Origin of the sequence: Arcobacter sp. L (genome assembly GCF_000284235.1) — a bacterium.
Taxonomy (GTDB): domain Bacteria; phylum Campylobacterota; class Campylobacteria; order Campylobacterales; family Arcobacteraceae; genus Aliarcobacter; species Aliarcobacter defluvii.
Map to the genome: position 1 here is coordinate 1,514,734 of NC_017192.1, position 12,058 is coordinate 1,526,791.

Sequence of the window (12,058 nt, forward strand, 5' to 3'; positions counted from 1 at the left end):
TATTAAAACATTATTCATTTTCAAGAAAAAAACAATTTTTTTAAATTAATCTTTCTATCAAAAGGTAATTTAATCATAGTTTTTGTAAAATAAAACCTTATTTTTAGAAAAACGGAGAATTATTATGAAGATGACTGGCGCAAAAATGGTTGTAGAATCATTACATCAAGAAGGGGTTGAAGTAGTATTTGGATACCCTGGAGGCGCTATTATGAACGTCTATGATGAAATATATAAACAAAACTATTTTCAACACATTCTAAATAGACATGAACAAGCTTCAATTATTGCAGCAGAAGGTTATGCAAGAGCTACAGGTAAAGTTGGAGTTTCAATAGTAACAAGTGGTCCAGGATTTACAAATGCAGTTACAGGATTAGCTGATGCATATATGGATTCTATTCCTTTAGTTGTAATTTCAGGACAAGTTCCAACTACAATTATTGGAACTGATGGATTCCAAGAAATTGATGCTGTAGGAATTTCAAGACCTTGTACTAAACACAATTATTTAGTTAATAGAATTGAAGATTTACCAAGAATTATAAAAGAGGCGTTTCATATAGCAAGTACTGGAAGACCAGGACCTGTACATGTGGATATTCCAAAAGATATTACTGCTCAAGTTGCTGAATTTATTTATCCAGAAGAGATAAATTTACCAACATATAAACCAACTATTAACTACAATAAAAGACAATTGAAAAAAGCTATGGAAGCTATTTCAAATGCTAAAAAACCACTTTTATATGTTGGTGGTGGAGCTATATTATCAAATTGTGCATTTGAAATTAGAGAATTAGCTAGAAAATTAAATATTCCTGCTGTTGAGACATTAATGGCAAGAGGAGCAATGGGTGATGAAAATCCATTATTCTTTGGAATGTTAGGGATGCATGGAGAATTTGCAGCTAATATGGCTGCATATGAAACAGATTTATTAATCTCTTTAGGTGCAAGATTTGATGATAGGGTAACTGGAAGACTTGATGAATTTGCTTCTAAAGCAAAAGTTATTCATGTAGATATTGATCCCACATCTATTGCAAAATTAGTAGTTCCTGATTATCCAATTGTTGGAGACTTAAAAATTACTGTTAAAGCTATGATAGAAGCAATAAGCGATTATGAATTTAATGATTATACAAATTGGGTTGAATTACTAAAAGATTATAGAGAAAAAGAACCTTTAAGATATATTGATTCAAATGAAGTTATTAAACCTCAATGGCCAATTGAAAGAGTAGGAAAAATTTTAGGTTCAAAAGCAATTATTTCTACTGATGTTGGTCAACATCAAATGTGGACAGCACAATTTTATCCATTTTCATATCCTAGACAATGGGTTACAAGTGGTGGTTTAGGGACAATGGGATTTGGATTACCAGCAGCTTTAGGAGTAGCTAGAGCTATAAAAGGAACAGACAAAGTTTCTGTTAATTTTACTGGTGATGGATCAATTTTAATGAATATTCAAGAGCTTATGACTTGTGTTGAATATGAATTACCAGTAATAAATATTGTTTTAAATAATAACTACTTAGGTATGGTTAGACAGTGGCAAACAATGTTTTATGATAATAGATTATCTCAAACTGATTTATCAGCTCAACCAAACTTTAAAATGTTAGTTGAAGCTTTTGGGGGATTGGGTTATAGAGTTACTACAAAAGAGGAGTTTGATGCTGCTTTAAAAGATGCAGTAGAAAAGAAAAAACCAGCAATGATTGAAGTTGTTGTTGCTAGAAATGAAGAGGTATTACCAATGGTTCCAAATGGTCATGCATTAAATGAAATGACATTAATAGAAGGAGGAAAATAATGAACAATTTTAATCATTATTATGATAGTGAAACAACAAGACAAGTTATTTCTGTTGTTGTATTAAATGAACATAATGTTTTATCAAGAATTGTTGGATTATTTTCAGCTAGAGGTTATAATATAGACTCTTTAACTGTTGCTCCAATTGCAGAAAGTCCTTATTCAAGAATGACAATTGTAACAACAGGTGATAAAAGAGTGATTGATCAAATTGTTAAACAATTAAATAAATTAATTCCTGTATTAAAAGTAAATGAACATAAAAATGTAGTTGAAAAAGATACAGTTTTAATGAAATTCTCAATTGATAATAACTTATCAGATATAGATGTAATTGCTCGTGCTTATCATGGAACAATTCAAAATGTTACGGATGAAGCTATTATTGTAAGTGCTACTGATTCAAGTGCAAGAATTATGAATTTCATCAAAGTTATGCAAAAATTTAATCCACTTGAAGTTGTAAGAAGTGGAATAGTTGCAATGGAAAGATAAGAGTATTTTGCTCTTATCTTGTTCTTATATTAAGGATAAAAAATGACTCTTCAAGAGATTGCAGATTTTATTGGTATAGATTGCCAAGAGAAAAAAGAAATTACAGGTTTAAATACTTTATTAGATTCAAATGAAAATCAACTTACTTTTTTAGAAAATAAAAAATATTTATCGGATTTGAAAAATACAAAAGCAGCAGCTGTTTTAGTAACAGAAGAAAATTCAAAGGAAGTTCCATCTTCAAGTATTGCTTTAATTTGTGATGAACCATATTTAATGTTAGCAAAAATAAGCAAACTTTTTGCTCCAAATGTGATAGAAATGGATGGTGAAAAACCATTAATTGGTGGTGGAACAAAAGTTATGCCAAATGTATATATTGGTAAAAATTCAGTTATTGGAAGTGATTGTACTATAATGGCAGGAGCTTTTATTGGTGATAATGTAACTATTGGAAATAACACTATTATTTATCCAAATGTTACAGTATATAGAGATTGTAGTATTGGAAATGATTGTATAATTCATGCTGGAACTGTAATAGGTAGTGATGGTTTTGGATTTGCAAATACAAAAGATGGAAAATATATAAAAATTTATCAAAATGGTAATGTAACAATCGGAAATGATATTGAAATTGGAGCAAATTCTACAATAGATAGAGCAGTTTTTAACTCAACAATTATTGAAGATGGTGTAAGAATAGACAATTTAGTACATATTGGGCATAATTGTAAAATTAGTCGAGGGTCTATTTTAGTTGCACAAGTTGGATTATCTGGATCTACAACATTACATCCTTATGTTGTGATGGGCGGACAAAGTGCAACAGCAGGGCACTTAGAAATTGCACCATTTACAACAATTGCTGCACGTGGTGGAGTTACGAAAACAATACATGAACCTAAAAAACAATGGGCAGGATTTCCTTTATTCGAGCATAAACAATGGCTTAAATTACAAGGTAAAATTTCAAATTTATTAAAATAACAAAGGTTTTATCATCGCTAAGAAAATTATATCACTAATCCTTCTATTTATTATTGTTTATTTTCAATTTACTACTTTTGAAAGTAGTAAAGATATTGTTGGGAATGTTGGATTTGTATTTTCTGATTTTTCCCATAAATATTTTGGATATTTATCATATATATATTTATTACTATTGATTATTCCTTTATATATAATTAATTTTAGAAAAAATATTGACCAAAAAGATTTAATATTAAATATTTTAGTAGTTTTTTTACTATTTTTTGTAAGTTTAATATTTCAAGCATTAATTTTAGAAAATCCTTATACAAGAGGAGAAATTGGAAATATTTTAGTTGATTCTCTAAGTCCTGTTATTGGGCGAGCAGGTTTATATTTTTTTGTAATTGTAGGATTTACTATCTCTTCTTTAGTTTTATTTGAGACTTCTGAATTTGATATGGATGATTTAAAAAAGTTAAGAAATAAAATAAAATTAAAAAATAGTTTAGATGTAAAAAGAATAGAAAATAAACATAGAGAAAAAAGAGTAGAAGAAAATACTAAAGAGATTTTAAATAGTATAGATAAAAAATTAAATAAATCTCTTCCTGAAGTAAAAGAAGTAAAAGTAGTAGAAAATAATATTACAACAATAACTCCTGAAATTTATGAAAATATTGAAGAAATAAAAGATAAAGAAGTTTATGAAACTTCTTTATTTGATAGTGATGATTTTGAAAAAGATGTTCAAGTAGTTGAATCTCATGGAATTATTGTTGACGAATTAGAAGAAAATAAAAAACTTCTTGCAGAAATTGAAGTAGGAAAAACAGAAAAACCAAAAAATTTTGAATTACCACCAGCATCATTTTTTCAAAGTTCACCAAAAGATAATAAATCTAAAGTATCAGAAGCTTTTATTGACCAAAAAATCGGAGATTTATTAGATAAACTTGCAATGTTTAAAATAGAAGGTGATGTTGTAAGAACTTATACAGGACCAGTTGTTACAACATTTGAGTTTAAACCAGCTCCAAATGTAAAAGTTTCAAAAATATTAAATCTTCAAGATGATTTAGCAATGGCTTTAAAAGCACAAACAATTAGAATTCAAGCTCCAATTCCTGGAAAAGATGTAGTTGGTATTGAAGTTCCAAATGAAGACACTCAAACAATTTATTTAAGAGAGATGTTAGAAAGTGATATTTTTCAAAACTCTATTTCTCCACTTACTATGATTTTAGGAAAAGATATAGTTGGAAAACCATTTGTAACAGATTTAAAAAAATTGCCACATCTTTTAATCGCTGGAACAACAGGTTCAGGAAAATCTGTGGGAATTAATTCAATGATTTTATCATTGCTTTATAAAAATTCGCCAGATAATTTGCGTTTAGTTATGATTGATCCAAAAATGTTGGAGTTTTCAATGTATAACGATATTCCACATCTTTTAACTCCCGTTATTACAAAAGCAAGTGATGCAATCAATGCTTTAGCAAATATGGTTAGTGAAATGGAAAGACGTTATACACTTATGTCAAAAACTAAAACTAAGAATATTGAAAATTACAATGAAAAAGCTAAAAATGAAGGTCATGAAACAATGCCTTATATTGTAGTTGTAATTGATGAGTTAGCTGATTTAATGATGACAAGTGGAAAAGATGTAGAATATTCAATTGCAAGGCTTGCTCAAATGGCAAGAGCAAGTGGGATTCACTTAATAGTTGCAACTCAAAGACCATCTGTTGATGTTGTAACAGGGCTTATTAAAGCAAATTTACCAAGTAGATTGTCTTATAAAGTAGGGCAAAAAATTGATTCTAAGATTATCTTGGACTCACAGGGTGCTGAATCACTTTTAGGAAGAGGAGATATGTTATTTACTCCTCCTGGAATGTCTGGACTTGTAAGAATTCACGCTCCTTGGTCAACTGAGGCTGAAATAGAAAAAGTTGTAGAATTTTTAAAAGAACAACGAGAAGTTGTTTATGATATGAATTTTATAAAAGATAGAGCAACTTCTGTTTCTTCAAATTCAAATGGTTCTAATAATTCTGATTTAAGTGATCTTGATGAACTTTATGAAGATGCAAAAGAGATAGTTTTAACAGAGAAAAAAACATCAATCTCATATATACAAAGAAGACTTAGAATAGGATACAATAGAGCTGCAACAATTGTTGAGCAATTAGAACAAACGGGTATCTTATCAGAAGTAAATGCTAAAGGAAATAGAGAAATTTTAATCTAAATAAAAATGTTACTCTTTGTTTACATTGATATATTATAATTATTTTTGTAAATAAGGAGTAATAAAATTGATTAATATTTTAATGATAGAAGATGATGTTGAATTAGCAAGTATTTTAACAGAATATTTAAAACAGTATAATATAGAAATTACTAATTATGAAACTCCAGAGCTTGGAATTTCTGCACTTGCACTTAAAAAATATGATTTAATAATATTAGATTTATCATTACCAAATATAGACGGTATTGAAGTTTGTAGAATAATAAGACAAAGATATGATACTCCTATTATTATATCTTCTGCAAGGTCTTATTTGGGTGATAAAATAGCTTGCTTTTCTTATGGTGCAGATGATTTTATGCCAAAACCTTATGATACTCAAGAATTAATTTTAAGAATAAAATCTATACTAAAAAGATGTAATCATCAAATAATAGAAAAAGATTCTTTATTAAATAAAAAACAGATTTTTACTTATAATGAATCAAAAATGGAAATATACAAAGATGGAATATTATTAGATTTAACAAATGCTGAGTATTTTATCCTTCAATATATGATTCAAAAAAATGGCTTTGTTGTTTCAAGAGAAGAATTACTTTCTAATGTAGAATCAATTAAATATGAAAGTTCTTATAAAAGTATAGATGTATTAATAGGTCGTGTTAGAACAAAAATTGAAGAAAATACTAAAAAACCTAAGTATATTTTATTAATTAGAGGAGTAGGTTATAAATTGGTTAATCAATAGAAAAAGTTCAATTTTTTTCCAAATTAAACTTTTTTTCTTTTCTATTTTTTTAATAATTAACCTCTTAATAATTATTCAATTTTTTGTAGATAATAAAACTTATACTTTATTTGAAATCAAAAGATATATATCTACAATAAAAATGATTGAGAATTTAAATAGAGATAATGCATCTATTCAAGAAATAAATGAAAAAATTTCAATATTTAATATGAAATTATCAAATATTACTTTTGAAGAACTTGTAAATTCAAATGCTAAAAGAGTTAAAATTGATGATGAAGCTCCAATAGATGTTTATATTTTAAATAATGTTAAATTTGTTCATTTTAATCCAAAATTTCCTGATTTCAAAAAAATGCCACCTCCACCAAAACCATTATATGAAAGATTTGAAGAACCAATTTTCTTTAAATTACGACCACAGCCTCCTGGAATATTGATAATTGATGAATTAAATGAAACAAGTTTTAAATATTTTTGGTTGATGATTTTATTAATAATAGATGCTTTATTAATTTGGTTTTATATGTTTACAAGAGAAAAATTAAAACCACTAATTAGTTTAAAAGAAGATATGAAAAATTTATCCAAAGGTGAATTAAAAATTTCAACTAATATAGAAGGAAAAGATGAAATTTCACAGGTTGCAAAAGAGTTTAGTATTGCATTAAAACAATTGAAAGAATTAAGAAATTCAAGAAATCTTTTTTTGAGAAATATTATGCATGAATTAAAAACTCCTATTACAAAAGGGAAATTAATAACAGATATCTATGAAGATAGCGAAAGAAAATTTATTTTAATAAGAGTTTTCCAAAGATTAGAATATTTATTAAGTGAATTTGCAAAAATAGAAGAGTTAACTTCAGGAAAAATAACTTTAAATAAAAATAAATATCATATTATTGAATTAATAAATCAGGCTTTAGATATTTTATTAGTTGAAGAACATACTATCGAAATAGAAGATAATGCTAATTTAGAAATAAATGCAGATTTTGAACTATTCTCAATAGAGTTAAAAAATTTGATTGATAATGCTATAAAATATGGTTATGATGAAAATCCTAGAATAATTATAGAAAAAGATTATATAGAAATAATCAATAAAGGTGAAAAATTAACAAAAAATATAGAAGAATATTATAAACCTTTTAATCATGATTATGAAACTGCAACAACTGGATTAGGTCTAGGTCTTTATATTTCAAATAATATTGTAAAAATTCATAATTATTATTTAGAATATGATTATAAAGATGGTTATCATCATTTTCATATCAAAATAATCTAAAGTTACCTTTTATTTACTCTTCAATACCCTATATTTACTCCAAATAGTTAGAATTTTTTATTCTATACTATTAAGGAGTATATCATGTCAACTACAAGTTCAGTTACAACGAGTTCAACGACAGATGCTTATGGTAATACTGTTACATCAGCTGTTAGTAATGATAAATTAGAAAGTTCTGATTTTATTACTTTGATGTTAACGCAATTAAAACTTCAAGATCCAACAAGTGCAGTTGATTCTTCAACAATGCTTGATACTCAACTTCAATTATCAAATTTAGAGGCAAGTACAGCAACTGTAGAGGCTATGGAATCTTTACAATCAACATTTGAACAATCAGCATTATCTAGTTCTGCTTCATTAATTGGAAACATTGTTGAAAATGGTGATACAGATGATGAAGGAAATACAAAACAATATAAAGTTTCATCTGTTTCTATGAATGATGGAGAAATAAGTTTAACAGCTTATGAATTAACTGGTTATTATGACCTTTATTATTTTGATGAAGTATCAAGTGGTTCTGACATTGTAGATTCATCAAATGAAGATAGTTCAATTACTTTAACAAATAGTGATGGGAATAGTTATACATATTCAACTTATAATAAAACATATAATGAATTAGCTACTGAAATATCACAAACTTCTGGAGTTACTTCTTCTGTTGTACAAAATACAGATGGAAATTATCAACTAATAGTATCAATTAGTAACGGTTCTTCATCTATATCACAAAATGATTTATCTTTAGATTATTCTAAAGATAGCGCAACTTCGTACTCTAATGAGACAAAAACAATTGCTTATGATAATATTACAAAAATTTACTAACTGTTACTAACAGTTAGTAAATATTAAAAGTATTTATTTTTCAGATACCCTAAATTTACTCTAAATCCATAAGATTAATTAAGTGAAATCACTATTATAAAGGATTCAAAATGATTAGTGCATTATGGACTGGAATTGCAGGACTCTCTTCTCAACAAACGGCTTTAGATAATGAGTCAAATAATATTGCAAACGTAAATACTGTTGGATATAAAGCTTCAAGGGTCTCTTTTGCTGATTTAATGTATCAAGATAGTATCGGGAAAGGTTCATCTGTTACAAGTGCTGAAAAGCAATATACTCAAGGAAGTGTAAACTTAACAGGTTCTTCTTATGATATGTTGTTAGATGGAGATGGTTTTTTTGTTGTATCAAGTGCTAGTTCAACGGGAACATCAGAAACTTATTATACAAGAGCTGGAAATTTCCGAATGGGAGATAATGGTACTTTACAAGATGCTTATGGAAATGAAGTTCAAGGTTGGGCATTAAGTGCAATAGATCCCTCATCTGATGTAACTTCGACAAATTCTAATCTTACATCATTTACAGATATTTTTACCCAAATTGCAGGAAATCAAATTATTCAATTTTCTAATAAAATAGAAACTTATGCTGCAAAAATGTCTGATTATACAACAAGTGCAAAAAGTGATTCAACTGAATTATCAGGTTCTGGTATAAAAACACAATCAGCCAAAATTTCTGATATTGAAGCATTAATCACTAACTATACAGAAGCTCTTTCTAGTTATGCTGAAAATCCAGATGTTACAAGTAGTACATCTATTGCTCAAAGTACAGTTATAGATTATCCAAATACTTCTGATACTTTATTGGATTCTGATAGTGACCAAATATATGTTTATATAGATGGAAATAAAATTACACAAGATTATATAAGTATGACTGCAACTACTGCTTTTAAGGCAGAAATGGATGCTGCTGGTATTACAACAGCTGGTACAACAACAGATGAAGAATATAATGCTCTTGCAAGTAGAGTTGCAACTTATAAAGCTTTAGCTGATGAAATTTCAAAAATTACTGGATTAAATGCATATACAGTTGATTCTTCAAATAATGCAAGTACCTCAAATGTTGATGTATTAACAGGAACAATAAAAATAGATTCAATAATTCCAGGTGTTTCATTTACTGTTGGCGATGTGGCTGAAGTTTCAGGTTCAACTGAACAAGTAGGAACAAAAACAACTTTAACAGAAGCAGTTGCAGGTAGTGGTGAAGCTGCTGTTAAAAGTGCAATGGAAGCTTTAAGAGATGCTGTTGCTGGAACTCAACAAGATGTTTATGATTCAAGTGACATTTTAAGTGATGATAACTCAAATAGTTTAACTTTTGATGCAGGAGATACAATATCTTTTACTCTAAATGGAGTAACAGTAACAACTGATTCTACTATTACTGATTACTCTTCAGCAATTGAAGATTTAATTACAAAAATAAATTCTGATCCAGATTTACAACTACAAGTTGAAGCAAAAAATATCAATGGAAGATTAGTAATTGAATCAAAAGAAGCTGGAATTGAATTTTCAGGTGTTATTGAATTTAACGATGCTGGAACAGTTTACACAAAAGAAAAAAATCTTGATTTAAGTGGAAATACAGGAGCCGGTGCTGAATTTATGCAAATCATCTCTACTATTGACCAAACTTCTTTAAAATCATCACTTCAATTAAAACTTGATTCTTTAGGCTTAACAGACTCTTTTTTAGGAGAGTTTTCTGTTGATGATCAAGGAATTATCACTATGAAACAAGATGGTGTTGAGTATGCAATTGGACAAATAGCTATTGCACAATTTACAAATAATATTGGATTAGAAGCTGTTGGAAATAACTTATTATCAGCGACAAAAGAGAGTGGTACACCTATTTATACTTTAAATAATGGAAATGGTACAACAATAACAAGTGAAGCATTAGAGTTAAGTACAGCTGATTTAAGTGAGAGTTTAGTTAATTTGATGGTATTTCAAAGAGCTTTTGAAGCAAATGCAAAATCTATAACAACAGCTGATGAAATACTAACTACATTAATAAATTTAAAAAGATAATTAGGAGTTTATTATGGTTAGTTCAATAAATACAATTATGTACAACTTAAGTTTGTTAAATCAAAGAAATGAGAAAGTAACTTATGGTATGAGTAGTAAAGAAGCTTTACAATATGGAAGTGATGATTCTACAAAATACAATCAAATTTTATCAATTAATAATAATGTTAATTCATATAGTTCTATTTTAGAAAGAATTCAATTGTCATCATCTTATAACACGGTAAGTGACACAACTATATCAAATATGAAAACTTCTTTAGATTCAGCAAAATCTTTAGTTCAACAGGCATTAACATCAACAACAAATAGTAATAATAAATTAACAATAGCTGATGAATTAGAATCTATAAAGAATAGTATTTATTCTTTAGCAAATAGTAGTGTTAGTGGACAATATATTTATTCAGGGAAAAGCACTACAACCCAACCCTTTGTAAAAGATGAAACAACAGGAAAAATTTCTTATGTTGCAACAAACGATAATAAAACAGTTAATGTTGAAACAAATACCTATAATACTCAAGGTGTTAATGGTATTGAACTTTTATATTACACAAATCAAACTGCACAAACTGGCGAAGATTTAACTTTTGAAGAGAATGAAATTATTTTAGATGATGATGGTAATCAATACAAATTATTAGATGTTGATAATGATGGTAATTATGATGGATTATATTTAAATGGCGATAGTTCAAATACTCCTTTATCAATAACAGATAATGCAGATGGAACTTTTACTTTTTCAAATACGACAACAACATCTTTTGAATCAAAACATTCTATTTTTGATGATTTAGATGAAGCTATAAATGCTTTAAAACAACAAGATTCAAATGGAAATACAATAACAGAAGATGAAGCAAATACTATTTTATCTAGCTCTTTAGATAAACTTGGAAATGCTTATGATACTGTAAATATAACCCATTCAAAACTAGGTACAAGAACTGCTTCTATTGAAAATTATGAATCAATAGTTCAGTCTAAAGTAACAAATTTCAAAATTTTACAAGAAACACTTGCTTCAGCAGATTTAACAGCACTTGCTGTTGAGTCACAAGCTTTAGAAAATACATATACAGCTTTATATTCAACTATAAATAAAGTAAATAATTTATCTTTAGTTAAGTATTTGAGTTAATAAAGGATTAGACAATGCAAAATAATATAGATATAAAAAGTTTAGAATCACAAGTAATTGAATGTTATAGTTTTTTTATGAAAAATCATCAAAATACTAATTTTGATACTTTAGAAACAATGGTTGTTCAGCTACAAAAGTCTATGAATTTATTGACAATGACAAATATTGTAAATGTAATTGATAGAGTAGTTGAAGATGGAAGAGTTAGACAAGGTGAAAATGCATTTAGACAATATAATGTAAACTCTATCCAAACAACAAGAGACAATAAAATATATTTAGTGTGTCATGAAATTCTAGGGATCAGTGCTCTTGATAATAGATATATTCTTGATGATATGCAAACTTATATTGATTTTGTTGATGTAAAAAGAATTTATTAGGAGTT

The 12,058-nt window shown here is 27.5% G+C and carries 10 protein-coding genes; all 10 read left to right on the top strand.

Annotation, left to right across the window (positions count from 1 at the left end; all coding sequences use genetic code 11):
* The first annotated feature begins 124 nt into the window (after positions 1 to 124).
* The 10 genes from ABLL_RS07600 (at position 125) to ABLL_RS07645 (ending at position 12,053) form a co-directional block, all read left to right on the top strand.
* Positions 125 to 1,822, top strand: a complete 1,698-nt coding sequence (locus ABLL_RS07600) for an acetolactate synthase large subunit (RefSeq protein ID WP_014474207.1) — start codon at positions 125 to 127, stop codon at positions 1,820 to 1,822.
* Entirely contained in the window at positions 1,822 to 2,319 is a 498-nt protein-coding gene (gene ilvN / locus ABLL_RS07605; RefSeq protein ID WP_014474208.1) for an acetolactate synthase small subunit, read from the top strand. The genes ABLL_RS07600 and ilvN overlap by 1 nt, the downstream gene beginning before the upstream one ends.
* A 42-nt stretch (positions 2,320 to 2,361) precedes the next feature.
* Positions 2,362 to 3,309 (top strand): UDP-3-O-(3-hydroxymyristoyl)glucosamine N-acyltransferase, encoded by a 948-nt coding sequence (lpxD, locus tag ABLL_RS07610; protein ID WP_014474209.1) that lies wholly within the window; start codon positions 2,362 to 2,364, stop codon positions 3,307 to 3,309.
* A gap of 13 nt (positions 3,310 to 3,322) precedes the next feature.
* Positions 3,323 to 5,551, top strand: a complete 2,229-nt coding sequence (locus ABLL_RS07615; protein WP_371325620.1) for a DNA translocase FtsK 4TM domain-containing protein — start codon at positions 3,323 to 3,325, stop codon at positions 5,549 to 5,551.
* A 67-nt stretch (positions 5,552 to 5,618) separates the two neighbouring features.
* The gene (locus ABLL_RS07620) at positions 5,619 to 6,305 is read left to right on the top strand and encodes a response regulator transcription factor (RefSeq protein WP_014474211.1); all 687 of its coding nucleotides are present in this window, start codon (positions 5,619 to 5,621) and stop codon (positions 6,303 to 6,305) included.
* A 10-nt stretch (positions 6,306 to 6,315) separates the two neighbouring features.
* Entirely contained in the window at positions 6,316 to 7,602 is a 1,287-nt protein-coding gene (locus ABLL_RS07625; RefSeq protein ID WP_258239371.1) for an ArsS family sensor histidine kinase, read from the top strand.
* A gap of 84 nt (positions 7,603 to 7,686) precedes the next feature.
* Complete coding sequence (locus ABLL_RS14695; RefSeq protein WP_014474213.1) at positions 7,687 to 8,439, top strand: flagellar hook capping FlgD N-terminal domain-containing protein; 753 nt, start codon at positions 7,687 to 7,689, stop codon at positions 8,437 to 8,439.
* A gap of 110 nt (positions 8,440 to 8,549) precedes the next feature.
* The gene (locus tag ABLL_RS07635; RefSeq protein ID WP_014474214.1) at positions 8,550 to 10,520 is read left to right on the top strand and encodes a flagellar hook-basal body complex protein; all 1,971 of its coding nucleotides are present in this window, start codon (positions 8,550 to 8,552) and stop codon (positions 10,518 to 10,520) included.
* Positions 10,521 to 10,533: 13 nt separating this feature from the next.
* Positions 10,534 to 11,667, top strand: coding sequence for a flagellar hook-associated protein FlgL (locus ABLL_RS07640; protein ID WP_014474215.1), 1,134 nt, complete (start codon positions 10,534 to 10,536; stop codon positions 11,665 to 11,667).
* A gap of 14 nt (positions 11,668 to 11,681) precedes the next feature.
* The gene (locus ABLL_RS07645) at positions 11,682 to 12,053 is read left to right on the top strand and encodes a hypothetical protein (RefSeq protein WP_014474216.1); all 372 of its coding nucleotides are present in this window, start codon (positions 11,682 to 11,684) and stop codon (positions 12,051 to 12,053) included.
* The last annotated feature ends 5 nt before the right edge of the window (positions 12,054 to 12,058 follow it).

Coding starts and splice junctions, on each gene's coding strand:
- ilvN (WP_014474208.1), top strand. CDS start 1,822: ATGAACAATTTTAATCATTATTATGATAGTGAAACAACAAGACAAGTT.
- ABLL_RS07600 (WP_014474207.1), top strand. CDS start 125: ATGAAGATGACTGGCGCAAAAATGGTTGTAGAATCATTACATCAAGAA.
- lpxD (WP_014474209.1), top strand. CDS start 2,362: ATGACTCTTCAAGAGATTGCAGATTTTATTGGTATAGATTGCCAAGAG.
- ABLL_RS14695 (WP_014474213.1), top strand. CDS start 7,687: ATGTCAACTACAAGTTCAGTTACAACGAGTTCAACGACAGATGCTTAT.
- ABLL_RS07645 (WP_014474216.1), top strand. CDS start 11,682: ATGCAAAATAATATAGATATAAAAAGTTTAGAATCACAAGTAATTGAA.
- ABLL_RS07635 (WP_014474214.1), top strand. CDS start 8,550: ATGATTAGTGCATTATGGACTGGAATTGCAGGACTCTCTTCTCAACAA.
- ABLL_RS07640 (WP_014474215.1), top strand. CDS start 10,534: ATGGTTAGTTCAATAAATACAATTATGTACAACTTAAGTTTGTTAAAT.